At 65.2% G+C, this 21,489-nt stretch carries 18 protein-coding genes; 12 read left to right on the forward strand and 6 right to left on the reverse strand.

Going from position 1 to position 21,489, the window contains the following annotated elements; all coding sequences use genetic code 11:
• Window positions 1-26 precede the first annotated feature (26 nt).
• From AC1DQR_RS01730 to mdoH, 7 genes are all read left to right on the forward strand, one after another.
• Entirely contained in the window at window positions 27-533 is a 507-nt protein-coding gene (locus AC1DQR_RS01730) for an acetone carboxylase subunit gamma (protein WP_174427127.1), read from the forward strand.
• 353 nt (window positions 534-886) lie between these two features.
• Window positions 887-2,908: a sigma-54-dependent Fis family transcriptional regulator gene (locus tag AC1DQR_RS01735; protein ID WP_477132398.1), complete on the forward strand. Its 2,022-nt coding sequence runs from the start codon at window positions 887-889 to the stop codon at window positions 2,906-2,908.
• Window positions 2,909-3,048: 140 nt separating this feature from the next.
• Window positions 3,049-3,903 carry a helix-turn-helix domain-containing protein gene (locus AC1DQR_RS01740; RefSeq protein ID WP_477132399.1) on the forward strand — a complete coding sequence of 285 codons (855 nt, stop codon included), beginning with the start codon at window positions 3,049-3,051 and terminating at the stop codon, window positions 3,901-3,903.
• Window positions 3,904-4,020: 117 nt separating this feature from the next.
• Window positions 4,021-4,572: a surface-adhesin E family protein gene (locus AC1DQR_RS01745; RefSeq protein WP_416052506.1), complete on the forward strand. Its 552-nt coding sequence runs from the start codon at window positions 4,021-4,023 to the stop codon at window positions 4,570-4,572.
• 173 nt (window positions 4,573-4,745) lie between these two features.
• Window positions 4,746-4,940 carry a hypothetical protein gene (locus AC1DQR_RS01750; RefSeq protein WP_477132400.1) on the forward strand — a complete coding sequence of 65 codons (195 nt, stop codon included), beginning with the start codon at window positions 4,746-4,748 and terminating at the stop codon, window positions 4,938-4,940.
• A gap of 857 nt (window positions 4,941-5,797) precedes the next feature.
• On the forward strand, window positions 5,798-7,381 hold the full coding sequence (locus AC1DQR_RS01755) for a glucan biosynthesis protein G (RefSeq protein WP_477132401.1): 1,584 nt from the start codon (window positions 5,798-5,800) through the stop codon (window positions 7,379-7,381).
• Window positions 7,378-9,906: a glucans biosynthesis glucosyltransferase MdoH gene (gene mdoH / locus AC1DQR_RS01760; RefSeq protein ID WP_416053254.1), complete on the forward strand. Its 2,529-nt coding sequence runs from the start codon at window positions 7,378-7,380 to the stop codon at window positions 9,904-9,906. The genes AC1DQR_RS01755 and mdoH overlap by 4 nt, the downstream gene beginning before the upstream one ends.
• An 87-nt stretch (window positions 9,907-9,993) precedes the next feature.
• On the opposite strand, the gene AC1DQR_RS01765 is transcribed toward mdoH, so the two are convergent.
• Window positions 9,994-10,575: a hypothetical protein gene (locus tag AC1DQR_RS01765; protein ID WP_416052508.1), complete on the reverse strand. Its 582-nt coding sequence runs from the start codon at window positions 10,573-10,575 to the stop codon at window positions 9,994-9,996.
• 388 nt (window positions 10,576-10,963) lie between these two features.
• Between AC1DQR_RS01765 and AC1DQR_RS01770 the strand changes: the two genes are divergently transcribed.
• Window positions 10,964-12,184: a Bcr/CflA family multidrug efflux MFS transporter gene (locus tag AC1DQR_RS01770; protein ID WP_477132402.1), complete on the forward strand. Its 1,221-nt coding sequence runs from the start codon at window positions 10,964-10,966 to the stop codon at window positions 12,182-12,184.
• A 73-nt stretch (window positions 12,185-12,257) separates the two neighbouring features.
• On the opposite strand, the gene AC1DQR_RS01775 is transcribed toward AC1DQR_RS01770, so the two are convergent.
• Together AC1DQR_RS01775 and AC1DQR_RS01780 are read right to left on the reverse strand one after the other, a co-directional pair.
• A complete protein-coding gene (locus AC1DQR_RS01775; RefSeq protein WP_477132403.1) occupies window positions 12,258-13,088 on the reverse strand; it encodes a mechanosensitive ion channel family protein in 831 nt (276 codons plus the stop codon).
• 233 nt (window positions 13,089-13,321) lie between these two features.
• Window positions 13,322-14,524: an ammonium transporter gene (locus tag AC1DQR_RS01780; protein WP_477132404.1), complete on the reverse strand. Its 1,203-nt coding sequence runs from the start codon at window positions 14,522-14,524 to the stop codon at window positions 13,322-13,324.
• A 610-nt stretch (window positions 14,525-15,134) separates the two neighbouring features.
• Here AC1DQR_RS01780 and AC1DQR_RS01785 point away from each other — a divergent pair.
• The 4 genes from AC1DQR_RS01785 to AC1DQR_RS01800 all read left to right on the forward strand — a co-directional run bounded on the left by AC1DQR_RS01785 (window position 15,135) and on the right by AC1DQR_RS01800 (window position 17,436).
• Window positions 15,135-15,416, forward strand: a complete 282-nt coding sequence (locus AC1DQR_RS01785; protein WP_017226623.1) for an HU family DNA-binding protein — start codon at window positions 15,135-15,137, stop codon at window positions 15,414-15,416.
• 191 nt (window positions 15,417-15,607) lie between these two features.
• Window positions 15,608-16,093: an acyl-CoA thioesterase gene (locus tag AC1DQR_RS01790; RefSeq protein ID WP_174427135.1), complete on the forward strand. Its 486-nt coding sequence runs from the start codon at window positions 15,608-15,610 to the stop codon at window positions 16,091-16,093.
• A 16-nt stretch (window positions 16,094-16,109) separates the two neighbouring features.
• Window positions 16,110-16,616, forward strand: coding sequence for a CreA family protein (locus AC1DQR_RS01795; RefSeq protein WP_416052512.1), 507 nt, complete (start codon window positions 16,110-16,112; stop codon window positions 16,614-16,616).
• A 61-nt stretch (window positions 16,617-16,677) separates the two neighbouring features.
• Entirely contained in the window at window positions 16,678-17,436 is a 759-nt protein-coding gene (locus AC1DQR_RS01800) for an SDR family oxidoreductase (protein ID WP_477132405.1), read from the forward strand.
• 48 nt (window positions 17,437-17,484) lie between these two features.
• On the opposite strand, the gene AC1DQR_RS01805 is transcribed toward AC1DQR_RS01800, so the two are convergent.
• The 3 genes from AC1DQR_RS01805 to AC1DQR_RS01815 form a co-directional block, all read right to left on the reverse strand.
• Window positions 17,485-18,342: an acid phosphatase gene (locus tag AC1DQR_RS01805; protein WP_416052514.1), complete on the reverse strand. Its 858-nt coding sequence runs from the start codon at window positions 18,340-18,342 to the stop codon at window positions 17,485-17,487.
• A gap of 130 nt (window positions 18,343-18,472) precedes the next feature.
• Complete coding sequence (locus AC1DQR_RS01810; protein WP_477132406.1) at window positions 18,473-20,215, reverse strand: class I adenylate-forming enzyme family protein; 1,743 nt, start codon at window positions 20,213-20,215, stop codon at window positions 18,473-18,475.
• Between the two features lie 200 nt (window positions 20,216-20,415).
• Complete coding sequence (locus tag AC1DQR_RS01815) at window positions 20,416-21,180, reverse strand: SDR family oxidoreductase (protein WP_006160016.1); 765 nt, start codon at window positions 21,178-21,180, stop codon at window positions 20,416-20,418.
• Window positions 21,181-21,489: the final 309 nt, after the last annotated feature.

The raw sequence follows: 21,489 nt of genomic DNA on the forward strand, positions 1-21,489 counted from the left end.
AGTCAATACGCCAGAGAGGATTCAAGATGTCCACTTACACCAGTGAACAGGTCAAGAACCTGGTCGACGGCAAGCTCGACTGGGACACCACCCTGCGCATGCTATCGATGCCCAAGGATGCAGCGCGCTTTCAGCTATACGTGCAAGCGCTGCAGAAAAAGCTCGATTGGGATGATCGCATCGTGCTGCCGCTAAGCCCGCACATGTTTATCGTGCAGCAGGCCAAGACCAAAAAGTGGGTCACGCAATGCGATTGCGGCCATGTCTTCTGCGATTACCGGGAGAACTGGAAGCTCCATGCCAACGTCTACGTGCGCGACACGGATGAAGCCATGGCCGAGGTCTATCCGCACCTGATGGCGCCGGACACGCAATGGCAGGTGTACCGCGAATACTACTGCCCCAAGTGCGGAACCATGCACGACGTGGAAGCCCCCACGCCGTGGTATCCGGTGATCCACGACTTCGAGCCGGATATCGAAGCGTTCTATACAGACTGGGTGAAGCTGCCTCTGCCGGAGCGCGCGGACTGATGTCGATCTCGACATCGAGGTAATTGCTTCTGCACTTCCGGGCCAAGGGATGGATCGTGCATCCCTCCTGGCGGTGGCGTTTCGGCCGTTCGATTTTCGGACGGCCGTTTCGTTTTCGGCCGGTCGGTGACGGCCGCTCAGGCGCCCGTGCGGCCGGGCGGGCCGCGCGGCGGGCGCATGGCGCGTGGCCTGGAACTTGCGGGTAGGCAAGCCCCGGCTGGCTTTGGCGGTACCGTCGGGAGTAGGATGCAACGAGCGGGCGCTAGTCCCGCGAAGCACGCAAGACAAGAGATCGAGCCGGAGAACCGGCCATCCGAGCCCGCATCGGGCGGGCCCCCGCAAGGAGACACGGAATGCAAGAAGCCGGTACACCGATGGACTGGTTTTCCCATCCCGACCATGACGCCAGCGTCATGTCCGCCTGGGAGCACCTGATCGATGGCGGTGAGGCGAGCGCTGGCGAGCTGCGCTGCGTGGTCGACGATTCCTGGCGCCGGTGCCTGGTGGGCCAGGTTGATCCTGGCGCCGGGGCCGCGCCGCCGCCGCTGGACGAAGCCGGCCTGAGAGTCCGGCGGGAGAAGAATGATCGCCTGGTCAGCGCCAGCCTGCCACTGATGCAGCAGACCCGCGAGTTTCTCTCGCAGACGGGCACCATCATGCTGCTGGCCGATCCCGACGGCATGATCCTCCAGCAGGAGGGCGATATGCATATCGTCGAGCCCGCCGGGGAAGTCGGCCTGATTCCGGGCTGCGACTGGACGGAGCTCAACTGCGGGACCAATGCCATCGGTACCGCGCTGGCCTTGCAACAACCTGTGCAAATCCACGGTGCCGAGCATTTTTGTGCCGGCATCAAGCGCTGGACCTGCTCGGCCACCGTCATCCGTGATCCTCTGGACGGCGGCGTGCTTGGCGTGATTGACGTGTCAGGCCTGGCGCAAACCTATAGCAGGCATAGCCTGGCATTGACCGTGTCGCTGGCGGGCCGGATCGAGAGCCGGCTGGCCAAGCTGGTCATGGAGCGCCGCCTGCGGCTGCTGGACCGCTGCATGAGCCATTTTGCGTCGGTGGGCAGCGACGGGGTGCTCGTCCTTGACGAAGGCGGGCGCCTGGTCAAGGCCAATCCGCAGGCGCCTTCAGCGCTGGCGCGGCTGGGCGTGAGCACCATTTTGAACAGCGCGTTTTCCATTCCCGGCCTGGACGCCCGCGTGGCGCGCGCCGGATCCGGGCCGCTCCCCGAATGGCTTCGCCTGACCCGCTTCGAAGTGATTCGCGATCGCGGCGACATGCTGGGTTTCGTGGTGGTGATCCCTGCCGCGCCGCATCACCCTGCATCGGGTACTGCCGGCGCGCCTGCCGCGCGGCTGGGCGCGGCGCCGGCGTTTTCCAGCATCGTAGGCAACGGCACCGCCTTGCGCTCGGCGGTGGAGAAGGCGCAGCACCTGGCGCCGTCCAGGGTACCGGTGCTGCTGCTGGGCGAAACTGGCGTTGGCAAGGAATTGTTCGCGCAGGGGATTCACCAGGCCAGCGCCTGCGCAGACGGCCCGTTCGTGGCGCTCAATTGCGGGGGGCTGTCACGGGACCTGCTTGCGAGCGAGCTCTTTGGCTATGCCGAGGGGGCGTTTACCGGCGCGCGCCGATCGGGCGCGGCCGGCAAGATCGAGGCCGCCAACCGGGGGACGCTGTTTCTCGACGAGATTGGCGAAATGCCGCTCGACATACAGCCGCACCTGCTGCGTGTGCTGGAAGAGGGCGAGATCTACCGGCTGGGCGAGAACACGCCGCGCAAGGTCAGCTTTCGCCTGGTCGCCGCCACCCACCGGAACCTGCGTGACGACGTGGCCGCGGGGAAATTCCGCATGGACCTGTTCTACCGCATCGCCGTGACCAATATCGCGATACCCGCCTTGCGCGAGCGCAAGGACGACATCCCGGCCCTGGTCACGCACTGGCTGGGCCGGCTGTGCGAGCGCTATGGGCTGCCGGTGGCCTCGTTCGACGATGATGCTTACCGATGCCTGCTTGCCTACGGGTGGCCGGGCAATGTCCGCGAGCTGCGCAACGCGCTCGAGGGCGCCTTGCTGATGGCCGAGGGCGGCGTCATCACCCTGGACAAGCTGCCGCTCGAAATCAGCTCGGTGGGGACCCCGGGCGGCGCCAGCCGGTCAAAGGACATTGCCGGCAGTGTGCCCGAGACGGTTTGCTCACTGGAGATGGCCGAATCGGAATCCATCCGCAAGGCCCTGGCGTACAGCGGTGGCAACCTGACCAGGACCGCTTCGCGGCTCGGCATCGCGAAGAGCACCCTGTACCAGAAGATCAGGAAATACGGATTGGGTGCCGCGCTGAGCGAAACACGCGGACGGGTGACATAGGGCGGGTGACATAGGGCGGCGGGACCGACGTCGACGACTGTATTTCAGCCAGGGCTGGTGTCGCGTTGCAGCATGGGGGCGGTGCCCGTATTACTTCGCAGGTAATCGCCAGACGGCCTTCGCCATGCTGTAATGCCGCCATGGATACCCTGACCCCCAGCTCCGAAACCGCCCTCGATTTCCCCGGCCTGCTGCGTTACTGGCGCGGCAAGCGCGGCTATAGCCAGCTTGCGCTGTCGCTGGCCGCCGGGGTATCGCAGCGGCATATCAGTTTCCTTGAATCCGGCCGCGCCCGGCCCAGCCGCGAGATGGTGCTGTCGCTGGCGGACCGCCTTGGCGTGCCGCTGCGCCAGCGCAACCGTCTGCTCCTTGCTGGTGGCTTTGCGCCGGCCTACACCGAGCACGGCCTGGCCGCACCCGCGCTGCAGATGGTGCAGCAGGCCGTGGCGCTGATCCTGTCCAAGCAAGAGCCTTATCCCGCAGTGGTGCTGGACCGATTCTGGAACATGCTCGATGCCAATCAGGCATACCGCAACATGATTGGCGTGCTGCTGGGTGGGCGCGCACCGTCCAAGCTGGAGGAGGGCGGCGGGCGCATCAATCTGATGCTGACCGTCTTCGATCCGGATGGATTGTGGCCGGTCATCGACAACGCGCGCCAGGTCGGGCGCTACCTGCTGCGGCGCGTGTGGCAGGAGTTGCAGACGCAGGCGCAGGACCAGACCGCGCGGGAGATCTTCAACCGCATCGCGGACTGGCATCCCGATATGGTCGGGCCGGCCGGCGTTCCGCTGTTCGACGACGACGCTGCCGAGCGCACGCCGCCTCCAATGCTGCCTGTGGCGCTGGCTGCCGATGGTTTTCGCGCCTCACTGTTCTCGACGCTGACCACGCTGGGCATTCCGCAGGACGTCACGCTGCAGGAGATGCGCATCGAGTGTTTTTTCCCGGCCGATGAGGCTTCACGCCATGCACTCGAGGCGCTGTCCCGGTAGCCGGTGGCCTTGACCGGTGCGCGCGGCAGGACGGGCGCCAGCGTACACGTTGAGCAGATTGCGCAGCATGGTGTGCGACAATGCGCGTTGTCTTTTGGTCTACACGAGGGTCCGTCCATGTCCTTGCGCGCCTTTTTCCACGCTGTCGCCGTGCTGGTTGGCAGCAGTGTCTGTCTTGCCGCGTATGCCGAGCCTGCTGCCACGGTTCGCCCCGCCGCCACGGCGGGTTTGATTGAATGCCAGGCTCCCAGCGGGGGGGCTGCCTTCCGTTCCACGCCGCGCGAAGGTTGCGCCGTGCTGGCCGCGCCCGATTCTTCGGCGCCAGACCCGCAGCGCTGGCTGCCCCTGGCGGGCGCCAACGGGGTGATCTCTTACTTCGACAAGACTTCGGTGCGCCGCCGTGGTCCCGAGGTGGGTGTCGCCGTCATGCGCAACGCGCCGGCCGGGGTGATCCGCACCACCAGCGGCGAGCCGATCCGTTCCTCGCTCAAGCGCATGGTGTTCAATTGCGCCACGTCCATGTATGCGGTGGTGGAGCAGACGCTCTACGCCAAGCGCTATGCGCGCGGCGAGTCGCTTTACACCATCAGCGCCCCTCACACCGGAATGCCGCAGCCTGCCAGTGCAGGCACTGTTCCCGGCGAACTGCTCAGCCGCTTGTGTCCTTGATGCCTGTGCCGGCACGTGTGGCCAGGCTGGATGCTGCGTTGCAGTGTCGATAGGCGAACTGACACGTCAACCCATTCGTTCCCTGCTTCGTTTTGGTAGTCACGAAGCGCAGGTGCCTAGCGCCACCAAGGGCCGCAGGCAGGCTTCTCTTTACGGCTGACCAGGAGGCTGAAATGAAGAAGTGGATCGTGATGTTGACGCTGGCCATGTTTGGTGCGGGTGCTTATGCCCAGGCGTCGGCGCCTGCCGCGCCCGCGGCCGGCGACAAGCCAGCGGCGTCAAGCTCCGGCAAGACGACGAAGAAGCCGGCAAAGAAGAAGAACCACGCGCCTCCTGATGCCGACAAGATGATGAATAAAGGCGCCTGAGCGCCGCTAGTGAAAGGCGACGGGCAGCGGCGCGCCGGTGCGCTCGCTTGCTGCCGAGCTAGTTCGCCACGCCGCCTGTGAGCCCTGCGTCGCGCGTGAAGCGCGCGGTGCCGCGCTTCCGGGTACCGATGTCCAGCGGCGCCATGCGCCATCCGGGGGGACTGGCATCGAGGCGGAACCCGATCGAGAGGCTACGGCCTCTCTTTTTTTGGGCGCGGCGGGCCCCATCCGCATGATTTCAGTGCAGTGCACGATTTTGCAGGTGCGCTATGCGCCGTTCCAGTGCTGCGCACGTGCTCGCCACGCACGTTGACGGCGTGCGATCCGTATTCTAGCGTTGCAGATTCGGGGGTTGCCGCTATGTAGAGGACATGGCGCAGCGGTCTGAGGGCAGGGGGCCGATGTTCGCGTTCCGCCTTGCTCATGCGTGGTGGCGCCGTAGGGGTAATCGCTGAAGAAATGGCTGTGCCCCGAACGTGCCCTGCGAAGCACCAAGCGATGATTCGACGGTATGCCCAATGTGATGCCTGGGCTCGAGCGGCGCGCGCAAAGCGGCGTCCGGATGGCTGGGGTTTCAAATTGTTGCAAACGTTGCGTGATCGAAACGTGACTTCTTAGTCTCGAGTTGTTAAGGTCTTATTGCGCATTGCAGCAAGTCGGATACGTCCCGATACATGCAGGCACAGGTTCAGCACCCAGTCAAAAGCGATGCGCAGCGAGATCCCCTACATTTTCCCCCGGTTCGCGCTGGCCGGCATCCCGCCGTTGCTTCAGTCATTCCGCTCGCATGGTGGCCCGCCTTTTGCTGCGGTGTTTGATTGATCGTAACCGTCCAACTACGCCCGTCACTGGCATTCATGTCCGAAACCGTTACCTTGCCGACCGTCGAATTTATCCAGCGCCGTGCATTGGCGCCAGCGAACACAGGCGCGCTTCGCCTCGGCAGGTGGTTGTGCGGCGGCATGCTGGCGCTGTGTGCAGTGGCGGCGCACGCGTTCGGCTTCGACACCGTGGCGGCGCGCGCGCGCCAGCTGGCCGCAAGTCCTTACAAGGCACCCGCGCAGAATCTGCCGCGTGAATTGCGCGAGCTGCCGTACGAGCGCTACCGCGAGATCGAATACAAGCCTGAGCGTTATCAGTGGCGCAATGCCAAGCTGCCGTTCGAGCTCTCCTTCTTTCATGAAGGCATGGTGTTCGACCAGCCGGTGCGCATCAATGAAGTGGTGAGCGGGAGCGCCCGCGAGATCCGCTTCGATCCGTCCGCGTTCAACTACGGGCCGCACAAGGTCGATGCCAGCAAGCTCAAGACGCTTGGCTTCGCCGGCTTCCGCGTGCTCTATCCGCTTAACAGCACCAAGGGCAAGGACGAAGTCGTTTCCTTCCTGGGCGCCAGCTATTTCCGCGCGTTGGGCAAGGACCAGTGGTATGGCTTGTCGGCGCGGGGCCTGGCCGTGGATACCGGGCTCAACTCCGGCGAAGAGTTCCCGCGCTTCGTGGAGTACTGGATCGAGCGGCCATCGCCGGCGGATAAGCAACTGACCATCTATGCGCTGATGGACTCGCGCCGCGTGAGCGGGGCGTACCGGATCGTGATCCGGCCAGGCACCGAGACGGTCATGGAGGTGAAGTCGCGCTTGTTCATGCGGGAGAACGTCACCAAGCTTGGCTTGGCACCGCTGACCAGCATGTACCTCTTTGGCGAGAACCAACCTTCGTCGGTGCCGGACTACCGGCCCGAGGTGCATGACTCCGATGGCCTCTCGGTGCAGCTCGGCACGGGCGAGTGGCTGTGGCGCCCGCTGAGCAATCCCAAGCGCCTGCTGGTGACCTCGTTTGCCGCGACCAATCCGCAAGGATTTGGCCTGATGCAGCGGGATCGTAATTTCAGCAGTTACCAGGAGATTGGCGCGTGGTACGAGCGTCGGCCGAGCGCCTGGGTGGAGCCCAAAGGAAACTGGGGCTCGGGCCGGGTCGAGCTGGTGCAGATCCCGACCCCGGACGAGACCAACGACAACATCGTGGCGTACTGGGTGCCTGACACCCCGCCCAAGCCCAAGCAACCTTTTGATTTCGAATATCGCCTGCTGTGGCAGAAAGACGGCGAGAAACAGCCGCCGCTGTCGTGGGTGACACAAACACGGCGTGGCCAGGGCCTCAGCCGCAAGCAGGACGACACCAGTTTTTCGCTGGTGGTGGACTTTGAAGGCCCGGCCTTCAAGAAACTGGCCGCCGATACCCGGATCGATCCGGTGATCTCGGCCGACAGCAACGGGGAGCTGCTGAACACTTCGACGCAACGCAATGCGGCCACCGGCGGCTGGCGCATGACCATGGTCGTGCGCCGCAAGGACGAGAACAAACCGGTCGAATTGCGCGGCTATCTTCGCAACGGCAATACAACCCTATCCGAGACGTGGAGCTACATCTTACCCCCAGGCTGAAGCGGCGCGCCGCTCCGGCGGCGGCATGCGAGCGCTATCTCGATCGCGTTCCTGTCTCGCCCGACCAGCGACGCGAGCTGCTTGACAACGTCGCTGGCAGCGACGCCGCCGACACTGAGTCGGCCATCCATCTTCTGCAGCGCACACTCGCAGCCAAAGACGGCGAGCCATCCCCGGCGGGCCCGTCCTACGGCTCGGTGGGGCGCCGCCTCAATCTTGCCTATGGCGCACCGCAGGCGTCGGGCGAACCGCTGGTGCAGCGTCGTGCGGACGGCACCGTGCATATCGACACCGGCCCCGCACCCAAACGCGCGTCCATGGTGCCGCGGGCGTGGCCTCCGCACATCGTCACCGGCTTCCTGCGCAACCTGGGCAGGCGCATGCTGGGCCGCCCGCCAATGCCGGAAACCTGGGACACGCTGCATGACGGTCCCGATGCCGAGGGCAAATGGCACCCGGCGGGCAAGCACCGTCGATGGGTACTGCTTGGCCTGGTAGCCGGGCAGACCGCGCTGGCGACTTACTTCATGACCAAGGTGCTGCCTTATCACGGCACCGATCCGCTCGAGATCGCAGTGCTGGCGCTCTTCGCCATCCTGTTCTCGTGGGTGTCGGCTGGGTTCTGGACTGCCATGATGGGTTTCCTGGTGCTGGCCAAAGGCGGCGACCGCCATCTGATCTCGCGCTCGGCCGCAGTGGATGGGCCCATTGCCGAGGAGGCGCGCACGGCGGTCATCATGCCGATCTGCAACGAGGATGTGACCCGGGTATTTGCCGGGCTGCGCGCGACCTATGAGTCGATGGAGCGCACCGGCGAGCTGGCGCGCTTCGATTTCTTCGTGCTGTCCGACAGCGGCAACCCGGACCTGCGTACCGCCGAGACCGATGCGTGGATGGAAACCTGCCGCGCGGTCAACGGCTTCGGCCGAATCTTCTACCGCTGGCGCCGCCATCGCGTGAAGCGCAAGACCGGCAACGTGGCGGACTTCTGCCGCCGCTGGGGCAGCGCCTATCGCTACATGGTGGTGCTGGACGCAGATAGCGTGATGAGCGGCGAGTGCCTGACCACGCTGGTCAAGCTGATGGAAGGCAATCCGGGTGCTGGCATCATCCAGACCGCGCCGCTGGCCGTGGGCCGCGAGACCATGTATGCGCGCGTGCAGCAGTTTTCCACGCGCGTGTACGGGCCGCTGTTTACTGCTGGTCTGCATTATTGGCAGCTCGGCGAATCGCACTACTGGGGCCACAACGCCATCATCCGCATCCAGCCGTTCATGGAGCATTGCGCGCTGGCGCCGTTGCCCGGCAAGGGTCCGCTGGCAGGGGAAATCCTCTCGCACGATTTCGTCGAGGCCGCCTTGATGCGCAGGGCCGGGTGGGGCGTGTGGATTGCCTATGACCTGGAGGGCTCCTATGAGGAACTCCCGCCGAACCTGCTCGATGAGGTCAAGCGCGATCGCCGCTGGTGCCAGGGCAACCTGATGAACTTCCGCCTGTGGATGAAGCAGGGCTTCCACGCCGTGCACCGCGCGGTATTCCTCACTGGCGTGATGGCTTATCTGTCGGCGCCGCTGTGGTTCCTGTTCCTGGTGTTGTCCACCATCATGCTGGCCAAGCACGCGCTGGTGCCGCCGGAGTACTTCACGCAGCCCTACCAGCTGTTCCCGACCTGGCCGGAATGGCATCCCGAGAAGGCGCTGGCGCTATTCTCGGCGACCGCCACACTGTTGTTCCTGCCCAAGATCGCCAGCGTGGTGCTGCTGATGAAGGACTCGCGCAGTTATGGCGGGCCGTTGCGCCTGGTGCTGTCGATGCTGATCGAAGTCGTGATGTCGGCCTTGCTGGCCCCGGTCCGGATGCTGTTTCACACCAAGTTCGTGGCGGCGGCCTATAGCGGCTGGGGCATTACCTGGAAGTCGCCGCCGCGTGAAGATGCGCAGACCACCTGGGGCGAGGCGTTCCGCCGACACGGCATGCACACCTTGCTGGGCCTGGCCTGGGGCGGGCTGGTGCTATGGCTGGACCCGAATTTTGTCTGGTGGCTGCTGCCGATCGTGGGCTCCCTGGTATGCTCGATTCCGCTTTCGGTCTGGCTGTCGCGGGTTTCGCTGGGCCGCGCGCTGCGCGGGGCCAGGTTGTTCGTGACGCCGGAGGAGGCCACGCCCCCGCGCGAGATGGTGGCCATGCAGAAGCACGTGGAGGCAGCGGGAGAGCCGCCGGCATTTATCGATGCCGTGGTCGACCCGGTGACCAATGCGCTGATGTGCGCGACCGCCTCGTCGCGCGTGGTGCAGCCACAGGCTACGCAAGCCGAGCACGCCGCGCTGGTGCAACAGGCCCTCACCGCCGGCCCGGACGCACTGTCGGCGGCCCAGAAACACCTGTTGCTGGGGGATCCCTTTGCGCTCGCCCAGTTGCATGGACTGGTATGGGGTTCACCGCTGGCGCATGCGCGATGGAAGGAAACCCGCGTGCTGCCCCGGCGCGCGGCCAACGTGGTGCCGTTGCGTCCAAGGCTCGCCTGAGTTGAGTCGTGCCCGGGAGCTGGCGTGCCTGCTCCCGGAGGCAAGGCCCGGTATCCCGGCAGGAATGCCAGATGGGGCTGGAAGGACTTAGCGCAATGCCGAGGCGCAGATGGGCGCGTTGATGTAGACGTCGCCAACGCGGCGCTCGCCGCGCTCGTTGCGCGTCATGTAGCGGAACATCATGCTGATGCCCAGCTTGGTCAGAATTTCAACGTCCCGGTTCGCGCAGATATTGCGCTGCAGCGGCGCGGCGTAGCTGAGCTCGAAGCTGGCGAGGTCCAGCATGGGGCCTCGGTACTTGGTCAGCTCCAGCTGGAACAGGATATGTTTGCCAGGGACCGACTGGCAGCGGCGCAAGCGCGTCTCGCCATCGATCTCGATGGGCAGGGCATCGTTGAGCTGGCGGCAAGCGCGCGACAATATGTTGTCGGGGCGAGCGGTATTGCGCAGCAATTCAGGCACGCCTGCCGCGCCGGTATTCTGGCCCGTGGCAGCGCCCTTGAGCATTTGCGCCAGGGCATCGGCCTCGTCCACCACTACGGGGGCAGGCGCGGAGGCGGCGGCCCTGGCTGGAACCGGTGCCGCATGCGCACGCTGCGCCCACGGCAAACTAGCCGCGCCGGCGGCCAGGGCAAAAAGGACAGAAAGCAGTTTGTATCTTGTTCTCATGCAGGAAAACGTTGCCGGGAACCGCACCATCGGGTGGGTTCCCGCGGTGCGTCGGGCTGCGTGATCGTCCGCCTCGGGCGGCCGACAGGCTGGCATTGTACCCTTGGCGTCGCTGCTGTTGAAAGCCACGCACTCCTCCACTTCGCGGCGAAGCGAGGCCCGAAATCGCCGCAATGCCGCGGGACCGTCAGGCCTGTCATCACAGTTGCGCGCGCCCGGTCGGACGTGCGCCTGCATCATCGCCGCGCGGCATGCCGAGTGCGCGGCTTGTTACGCTATGCAACAATTACGTCTTTAGCCGCTCCCGCGCCGCCACGCCGTTAGCCAGTTTGACGCATTGGGCGCCGGTGGCCATCCCGGCCGCCTAGTTGTTCCTCAGGAAGTTTCGATGACCCGCTCCACCCGCGCCCCGCAATCCGCGCGCTTTCCGCTTTGGCTCCTGGTATGCGCTTCGCTTACCGCACTGGCGCCGCTCTCCATTGACATGTACCTGCCGAGTTTCCCGGCGCTGGCCGGGGATCTCGGGGTCGATATCGGCCGCGTGCAGCTCACGCTGGGGACGTTCCTGGTCGGATTGGCGGTGGGGCAGGCATTCTATGGCCCGATCAGCGACCGCTTTGGCCGCAAGCCGCCGTTGTATGTCGGCCTTCTGGCCTATGCGTTGGCCGCGGCCGGGTGCGCGCTCGCGCGTGACGTCGATGCGCTGATGCTGTGGCGTTTCCTGCAGGCCCTGGGCGGCTGCGCTGGCATGGTGATGGCGCGCGCTGTCATTCGGGACCGGCTGGAGGCCCATGAGTCCGCGCGCGCCTTCTCCTCGCTGATGCTGGTGATGGGCCTGGCGCCGATCCTGGCGCCCATCATCGGGGGCGCCGTGCTGGCGGCATTCGGCTGGCGCGCCATCTTCTGGTTGCTGTGCGGCGCGAGCCTGCTGATCCTGTGGGTGGTCCATCGCTACATGGAGGAATCGCTCGACCACGCCAGCGCCATGCCTTTGCGCCTGGGCCGCGTGCTTTCGAACTACGGCGAGCTGCTGCGAGATCGGGGTTTCGTCGGCTATTCGCTGTCGGCCGGCTGCGCGCAGGCGGGCATGTTTGCGTACATCGCGGGGTCGCCGTTCGTGCTGATCGAGTTGCATGGCATCGATCCCTCCCATTACGGCTTCGTGTTTGGCGCCAACGCATTGGGCCTGATCGGCATGTCGCAGCTCAACGCGCGCCTGGTGCGCAACCGCACGCTGGACCACGTCCTGCGCGGCGCGCTGCTTGCGCCGTGCCTGGCCGGCCTTGTCCTGGCTGCGGCTGTGCTCGCCGGCATGGCGCCGCTGCCGGTGCTGCTAACGGGCTTCTTTGTGTTTATCGCCAGCCTCGGCTGCATCCTGCCGAACGCCTCGGCACTGGCCATGGACCAGCAGGGCCATCGTGCCGGCACGGCTTCCGCATTAATGGGAACGCTGCAATTCTCCCTCGGCACGCTGGCCGGCGCCGCCGTCAGCTTTTGGCGGGACGGCAGCGCGCTGCCGCTGGCGGTGGTCATGGGCGTTTGCGGTACCGGCGCCGTGCTGATGCGGGCCTTTGGCCGTTCAGGCGTGACGGTGCAGGGCGCCGAATGATCCGGGCGCCGATGGTGCTGCGTTAGCGGGGCGGCCTGGCTCAGCGTGGCCGCGCCATCCCATCGATACACGGTTAAGCGGCTGCGCCGTTTTGCAGCACCACCAGTTGAGCTGGCATTGGGGCGGCGAAGCCGGCCTCGCCAAAGCTCTCGCGGATCACCCCGTTGCTATCGAAATACACCTGCCAGTAATGGTCGGTATGGCAGTACGGACGCACCGCGAGCACCGGGCCCACCAGGGTGAACTCGAGAATCTCGACGTCAGGCGGCGGCTCGGCCAGAACGTTGGGCAGCGCGGCCAGCCGCTCCTTGAGCAGGGTGGCGGCCGCCGCCACGTCGGTGCTGCCGGCCAACTGGGCCTTTAGCTCGACCCGGCGGTACGGGTTGGCGCTGAAGTTCTGGATTGTGTCCGCAAAGATCTTGTTGTTGCCGACCACGGTCAGGACATTGTCTGGCGTGTCCAGCGTGGTGGCAAACAAGCCGATCTCCCTGACGGTGCCGGTGATCCCGCCAACGGTGACGAAATCCCCGACCTTGAAGGGCCGCAGCACCACCAGGAAAGCGCCTGCCGCGAAGTTGGACATCAGCCCCGACCACGCCATGCCGATGGCGATGCCGGCCGCCGCGATCAGCGCGGCAAAGCTGGTGGTCTGGATGCCGAAGTAACCCAGTATCCCGATGATCAGCACGATATTCAGGGTCACCGTGACGATGGAACCAACATAGCGCAGCAAGGTCGGGTCGACCTTCTGCTTGGTCAGGGACCCCTGCACCATGCGCACCACGACGTGGATCAGCCACCGGCCAACCACCCAGAAGACGAGGGCGGCGAGAACTTTGAACCCGACTTCCGTCGCATAGGCGACGACGACATCCTGATACTTCTGCAGCGTTGTAGCATCCATCGCGTTTCTCCCTTGCTGGCTGGGCAGGTATACAGGCAACGAACATCATGCAGCGGATGCCCGGACGCGTTGGGGGCGGGGCGCGAAGGCAGGCAACGCATTATTGCTACGCGGCGAGCGGAAGTTCAAGCACAAAATGGCCGCGCAGGGCGCAGCGCGCCACTCGCGGCCATGGGTCGTGGGAGCGTGGGGTGGGCGTGGCGCAAGGGCGTGAATCCCCTTTGCGCCGTGCCTTACCAGTTGGTTTCGCGTTCCGGCGTGGCGGAGATGCGATGCAGCGACAGGTCCGCGCCGTTGTATTCCGATTCAGCGTCAAGCCGGATGCCCACGACCTTCTTGAGCGTGCCGTAAACCACGGTGCCTCCTACCAGGGCGATCGCGATGCCAAGGAGGGTGCCGATGCACTGCGCGCCGAGCGAAACGCCGCCAATGCCACCGAGCACCTGGCTGCCAAAGATGCCGGCGGCAATGCCGCCCCACGCGCCGCACAGCCCGTGCAGCGGCCAGACGCCCAGCACATCGTCGATATGCCACTTGTTCTGGGCCAGCGTGAACAAGTAGACGAACAGCGCGCCGGCAATGGCGCCGGTGACCAGCGCGCCCAGCGGGTGCATCAGGTCGGAGCCGGCGCAGACCGCCACCAGCCCGGCCAGCGGGCCGTTGTAGGCAAAGCCGGGGTCGTTACGGCCGGCCGCCCAGGCGGCCAGCGTGCCGCCGGCCATGGCCATCAGGGAGTTGATGGCCACCAGCCCGCTGATCTTGTCGACGGTTTGCGCGCTCATGACATTGAAGCCGAACCAGCCTACCGCCAGCACCCATGCGCCCAGCGCCAGGAACGGGATGTTCGAGGGCGGGTGCGCGCTGATGCGGCCGTCTTTCTGGTAGCGGCCGCGGCGCGCGCCCAGCAACAAGATGGCGGGAAGCGCGATCCAGCCGCCCATGGCGTGGACCACGACGGAGCCGGCGAAGTCGTGGAACGGCGCGCCGGCGATCGAGGCGATCCAGTCCTGCACGCCAAAGCGGTTGTTCCAGGCAATGCCCTCGAAGAAGGGGTAGACCAGGCCCACCAGGACAAAGGTGGCCACCAGTTGCGGGTTGAAGCGCGAGCGCTCGGCAATGCCGCCAGAAATAATCGCTGGTATGGCGGCGGCAAACGTCGCCAGGAAAAAGAATTTCACCAGCTCATAGCCACTTCTTTCCGCCAGTGCATGGGCGCTGGTGAAGAACTCGACCCCATAGGCCACGGTGTAGCCAATAAAAAAATAGGCGATCGTGGAAACCGCAAAATCCACCAGTATCTTGACCAGTGCGTTGACCTGGTTCTTCTTGCGCACCGTGCCCAGCTCCAGGAACGCAAAGCCCGCGTGCATGGCGAGCACCATGATCGCCCCTAGCAAGATGAACAGGGCATCGGTGCCGCTCTTCCATTTGTCCATACAATCCTCTATGCGCAAAATGGGAGCACACGTATGCAAAAAACGTACCAGTCTGGGGCATCGCAGGCCGGGATCTGCACCGTGTTGGTGGGATTTGCACCGATTTGTCGCGCTCGAAGGGGGCGGCGCACGGATTGAGAAGCCATAACCTGCAGCCGAATAGCATGCGCCGGGTATGCCCGCCATATGGAGGCTGCGCCAAAATGAGGCAATGCCCCTATTTGGGGCGCACGTCCAGGGATTTCATGCACCATGATGGACTGTGGCGGGGCGTCCATCCAAAGCCATTGGCATACCGCCGACCAAGCCGTCTGGGCGGTCTCGGCGGCAGCAAGGCGCACACAGCGCAGGTCTGACCTTGTCAAGCGATGCCTGTCATCACGTACGGGGGTTTGAATGACCATTACCCTCGCTGGCCGCATTTGAAAGCACGGAAAAGGAGGGGTAAATTCCCCGCAAAGGCGCTTGACTCAAGGATTTGCGGCTTTTTTCGTTGCATTGGTGCCACTGGGGATTGCCCAATGCGTAAAGCGCGGATTAGACTGCGCCGATCGGTAATTTGCCGCGTGGCAGACACTCCGATCAAGACGACCAACAAGGGAAATCAGCCATGAATAAAGGTGAACTGGTATCTGCCATCGCCGCTGACGCGGAACTGAGCAATGCTGCAGCAGAGCGCGCGCTGAATGCCGCTCTGGACAACATTAAGAAGGCGGTTGCCAAGGGTGATTCGGTAACGCTGGTGGGCTTCGGCAGCTTCAGCTCCGGCAAGCGCGCCGCACGTACCGGACGCAATCCGCGTACTGGCGAGACCATCAAGATTCCGGCCGCCAAGACGGTCAAGTTCTCTGCCGGCCAAGGGTTCAAGGACGCTGTGAACAAGAAGAAATAAGTAGTCCGCGCCCAGGCGCAAACAGGAAGGCGGCCCGTCGGGCCGCTTTTTTATTGGTGCCTGGGTGCCCTTCGACGTTCTCGGGGGCAGGGCAGGGCGATCGTTCCGGGTTAAACTGCCGATCGTCGGCGCCAGCCTTTCGACCTGCACCGCGGGTCGGCCCGGCCGCTTCCAGACTCCGGATTTTCATCATGAATGACCTGTCCCACCAGCTTTCCATGACCGTGCTGATGACGCCGGACATGGCAAATTTCTCCGGCAATGTGCACGGCGGCACCATCCTCAAGTACCTCGACATGGTGGCCTACGCCTGTGCCAGCCGCTATGCCGGGCGCTACGTGGTCACGCTGTCGGTCGACCAGGTCGTGTTTCGCCAGCCCATCCACGTGGGTGAGCTGGTGACGTTCCTGGCGGCAGTCAACTTCACCGGCCGCAGCTCCATGGAAATCGGCATCAAGGTGATCACGGAGAATATCCGCAGCAAGCTGGTTCGCCATACCAACAGCTGCTACTTCACCATGGTCGCTGTGGACGACAGCGGCGCGCCCGCCGAAGTGCCGCCGCTGGTGCCCCGCGACGAAGTCGAGCGCCAGCGCTTTGCCGCAGCCCAGCTGCGCCGCCAGCTGCGCCAGGAAATGGAAAAACGGCACGATGAAATTACCGGCACGGTGTCCTGAGGTGGGGGGCACGGCCATGCAATCCGGGCGTTCCCATCGCGTTTCCCGTGGGCCGCGGTGGCCCCTGACCGGCCTTCTGGCGGCGCTTGCGCTGCTGGCGCCGGCCGCGCATGCCGAGGAGATCGGCAGCGTGAGCACCAATTTCCGCATGACCGGCTCCGACAAAGTCGTGATCGAAGCCTATGACGATCCGCAGGTCGAAGGCGTGACCTGCTACGTGTCGCGTGCCCGCACCGGGGGCATCAAGGGCTCGCTAGGCATGGCCGAAGACCCGCCGGAAAGCTCCATCGCCTGCCGCCAGGTAGGGCCGATCACGTTCAAGGGGCCGCTGCGCCAGCAGGACAATGTGTTCTCCGAGCGCATGTCGATCCTGTTCAAGACCCTGCACGTGGTGCGCACGGTCGACCGCAAGCGCAATACCCTGGTCTACCTGACCTACTCGGACCGCATCGTGTCCGGCAGCCCGCAGAATAGTGTGACCGCCGTGCCGGTGGCGGCGGCCACGCCGATTCCGGTCAAGTAGGCATCCGCTTCCCGATCCACGTTCCACGATCCATTCAATAATCCAGTCCGGAGAAGACAGCATGAGTGAGCAAGGCAAGGTTGCGCTGGTAACGGGCGCGGCCCGCGGCATCGGCAAGGCGGTGGCACAGGCGCTGCTAGTGGCAGGCTATCGGGTGGTGTTTGCCGGGCGTACCGCCGAGCCGCTCGAGGCGCTGGCCGCGCAAGCCAAGGCCGAGGGCCATATGGCGCTGGCGGTGCAATGCGACGTCAGCGATCCGGATTCGGTGGAGCGGCTCTTCGCTCAGGTTCGCGAGCATTTCGGCCGGCTCGACGTGCTGTTCAACAACGCCGGCATCAATGCGCCGGCGGTGTCGATCGATGAGCTCTCCGTGGCGCAATGGAAGGCCGTGCTGGACACCAACCTGACGGGCGTGTTCCTGTGCTCGCGCGCGGCCTTCGCGCTGATGAAGTCGCAGAGCCCGCGCGGCGGCCGCATCATCAACAACGGCTCGATCTCGGCGCACGCGCCGCGTCCCAACACGGTGCCGTACACGGCCACCAAGCACGCCATTACCGGGCTGACCAAGAGCCTCTCGCTGGATGGCCGCGCCTTTGACATCGCCTGCGGGCAGATCGATATCGGCAACGCCGCCACCGATATGGCTTCGCGCATGGCACGCGGCGTGCCGCAAGCCAACGGTGAGATCGCGCCGGAGCCGCTGATGGACGTGGCGCATGTGGCCAGCTCGGTGGTGCACATGGCCAACCTGCCGCTGGACGCCAATGTGCAGTTCATGACCGTGATGGCCACCAAGATGCCCTTCGTCGGGCGCGGCTGAACCTGGCGCAAGCGCCTGGCCGGCATCGCGCCGGCCAGGCGTCTCCCGCTACTTGATCGCCAGTGCCTCGCTTTCGGCGCGGCAGTCGCCGGCCGGCCGCAGGCCGTTGGCACGGGCTTGCGCAACTTCCGCTTTGGCTGCCGCAAGATCTGCGAGGAAGGTGGGGTCTGCATGCAGCCGCGCCACGGTAGCTGCGCCCATGATGCGGCCCTGTGTCGCATCGGTTTGCCAATGCACATTGCAGACCAGCCGGCTTTGTCCATAGGCCAGCCCGCGCGCCAGGATCATATTGGACTGTTGCGGCGCGATTTCCGCCAGGATCAACGCCCACGCCCAGCCAATGGCGTTATGCCCCGAGGGGTAGGAGCCGTCCTTGGAAAGCATGGCTTCCTCGGCGGGCGTGCAACTCGGCTGCTGGTTGACCACGAACGGCCGGGCGCGCGCAAATTTGTCCTTCACGCCGTACGTCGATAGTCCCGCATCGGCCAGGGTCCGGCGCAGCAGCAGGTAGAGCCGGGGTGTTTGTTCCTGCGATATCGGCGCATCCAGCGCGCACGAGAATACCCCCGCGGCCTGCGGGAATTTCAGGTTGGCATCGACTGCTGCCTGGCGGTAGCGTGCCGTGCCTCGCAGGGCCTGGTTGCCGCGCGCGATCTCGTCGTCCAGGGCTTGCGCCGCGGAGCCGGGCGCGGGCGGCGGTGGCACCAGGGCGAGGCTATCGGGCCGTGCGTCCGGCGGCAGGTAGCCGGCGAGAATGCCAGGCCGTATCTCCGGCACCGGCGCAGCGGCGCTGCCCTGGCCCTGGCCGGCACAGCCCGCGAGGAGCAAGGCAGTGCCCAGCACGGACAAGCCCGCGAGCCGGTTGCCGGAGGGCAGGAAAGGTCTGGTGAATGAATTTGCTTGCATCTGCATCCGCATCTGTTATCTGTTGGTTGTTCCCGTCATCGCCGTCGGACCGGCGTGGTAACGGTAAGCAAGCGGCCGTGCTCCCGTTCACTGCCGCCTGGGTGATCCTGATCTTGTCCAGCGCCCGGGTTCAGGCTTCGAACATCTTGCGCAGTGTCGACTTCAGGATCTTGCCGTTGGCATTGCGCGGCAGCATGTCGGGGCAGAACACGATCCGCACCGGCACCTTGAAGGCCGCCAGCCGCTCGCCCACGAACGCCTGCAACTCCGCCTCGGTGGTTTGCGCACCGGGCTTCAGGCTGACCACGGCCGCGGGCTCTTCGCCCAGCGTGCGGTGGGGGATGCCGACCAGTGCCGCATCCATGATGGCGGGGTGATCGTACAGCGCGCTTTCCACCTCGATGCTGTAGATGTTCTCGCCGCCGCGGATCAACATATCCTTCATGCGGTCGACAATATAGACAAAGCCCTCCTCGTCCAGCCGCGCGATGTCGCCGGTCTTGAGCCAGCCGTCGATGAATGTTTGCGCGGTGGCTTCCGGCTTGTTCCAGTAGCCGCGCACCACATTGGCGCCGCGCACCATGAGTTCGCCGGTCTCGCCGGTGGGCAGGCTGTGTCCGCGCCCGTCCACCACCTTCATTTCGCCGATGGGCAAGGCCGGGCCGCCGCTTTCGGGACGCTCCACATACTCCTCTGCACTGTGGCTGGTGAAGGTGGCCGAGGTCTCGGTCATGCCCCAGCCAATGCCCGGGGCCGAATGCGGGAACACTTCCTTGATGCGGCGCACCAGTTCGGCCGAAGCGGGGGCGCCACCGTAGTTGACGTTTTCCAGCGACGACAGGTCGAAGCGCTCGCGCTCCGGGTGCTCGATGATCTGCCAGGCGATGGTGGGCACGCCGCCGGCGGCCGTGCAACGCTCGCGCTCGATCAGGCCCATGGCACGCACGGCGTCCCAGCGCCGCATCAACACGATCTTGGTGCCGCTCGCCAGCGCGCCGTTGAGCACCGCCATGCAACCGGTAACGTGGAAGAACGGCACCGACAGCAGCATGCCTTTTTGCGGTGCGCTCGGATCGGGCGCGGGGATCGCCTCGCCGCGGCGCAGGCAATTGCGCATCGGGCTGAACGCGGCGGCCACGGCCACATTGGTGGCGTTGCGGTGGGTGCCGAGCGCGCCCTTGGGCTTGCCGGTGGTACCTGACGTATAGAAGATGGTGGCGTCGTCGTCGGCGTCGATGGCGACATCGGGTACCGGCAGTTCCGGCAGCGAAGCCCATTGGTCCGGCGTGCCGATCAGGCTCTCCAGCTGGCTGATGCGCGCGTCGCTGGCTGGCGCATCGGCGCGGCTGACGTAGATTTTCTCCAGCGCGGGGCAGCCTGGCAGGTGCTCGATGATGCGGCCCAGCCGTTCATCGTCAACGATGGCGATCTTGCTGCCGGAGTCGGCCAGGCCGTACTCCAGTTCGGCCCCGGTCCACCAGGCGTTGAGCGGCGTGACAATGGCGCCTGTCAGCAAGGCGCCGTAGAAGACGGCCGGCCATTCCGGCAGGTTGCGCATGGCCAGCGCCACGCGGTCGCCCTTGGTCACGCCATCTCGGATCAGTGCATGCGCGATGGTGAGCGCGGCGCGGGCGAACGCATCGTACGAGACACGTTCATCCTCATAGACGACGAAGGTTTTGTCGCCCAACGTGCGGGCTTGCAGGAACAGATCGCGCAGCGTGGGTGGCGCGTTTTTCCAGACGACGGTGGTAATGCCCCGGATCACGCGCGTTTCGGTTTCGAACGGGGCGCCGGGCGCGGTAAGGCGGGCGTGGGCCTCGGCCAGGCTGATTGCTGGCCAGGTCGTAGCGGATTGCGGGTTGTTCGACATCGGTGCCTCCCTGACTGCATGGCAGGATGGGCAACGCTCTGGCATGCCGGCGCGCAAGCGTGCCCGCGTGCCGTGCCTGCCCGGAAATGCAGCCGGCAATGCATGCGGGCACGAAGTGCCCCGGCTCAGGCCTCAGGCATCGGGCTTTGCGCCCTGGCCCTGGAGCGAGCCCGGAACGGGAACAGCAGGTGCGCGGCGGCTCAGATCGTGACGCCGCCGTCCACCACCATGGCCTGGCCGGTCATGAAGGTGCTGGCCGAGGAGGCCAGGAACACCGCGGCGCCGGCAATCTCCACCGGCTCGCCGATGCGGCGCAGGGGCGCGCCTTGCGTCGACAGCTTGTAGCGCTCCGGATCCTCCCAGAGCGCCTTGGCGAAATCGGTGCGGATCAGGCCAGGGGCGATGCAGTTCACGCGCACATTGCTCGGGCCGAACTCCACCGCCAGGTTGCGCGCCAGCTGGAAGTCGGCCGCCTTCGACACGTTGTACACGCCAATGGTGGGCGAGCCGCGCAGGCCGCCGATGGAAGACACGATGATGATCGAACCGTCCTTGCGCTCAAGCATCTGCGGGGCCACCATCTGGATCAGCCAGTGGTTGGAGATGACGTTGTTGTCCAGCACCTTGCGGAACTGTTCGTCGGTCACGCCGCTCATCGGGCCGTAATAGGGGTTGGACGCCGCGTTGCAAACCAGTACGTCGATCTTGCCGAACGTGCTGTTGGTTTGGTCGACCAGGCGCTGCAGGTCTTCCTTGGAGGAGATATTTGCGGGCACGGCAATCGCGGTGCCGGCGCCATGCTTGGCATTGATGGCATCGACGACTTCCTGGCAGGCCTCGGCCTTGCGCGAGGAAATCACCACTTTGGCTCCTTGCACCGCCATCTGCTCAGCGATGGCGCGGCCGATGCCGCGTGAAGAGCCGGTGACGACGGCAACCTTGCCGGTCAGGTCGAACAATGACATGCGTGTCTCCTGGTGTCCTGGCCCTCGCGGGGCGGGGCCAGATGATCTTTAAAAGGCGCTGGTGCATCTGCATCTTGGCAGCACGGCCCGGCGAGTTCTGCACAGCGGTTCATGCAGGGGCTTGTCAGTACCATAGTGCTACCGGCCGGTACATTATGGTTGGGAGGCATGGCTCAGTCCACAAGCAAATCGGCAGCCGGCCCGGCTTATCAGAGAATTTTCTGTTGGCAATGCATTCGGTGCATGACGTCGGCAAGACAGCGGCATGATGTCCGCACCCACAAACGGCGAACAGGTCGTAACAGGCTG

Source organism: Cupriavidus sp. 05L411 (genome assembly GCF_056398045.1).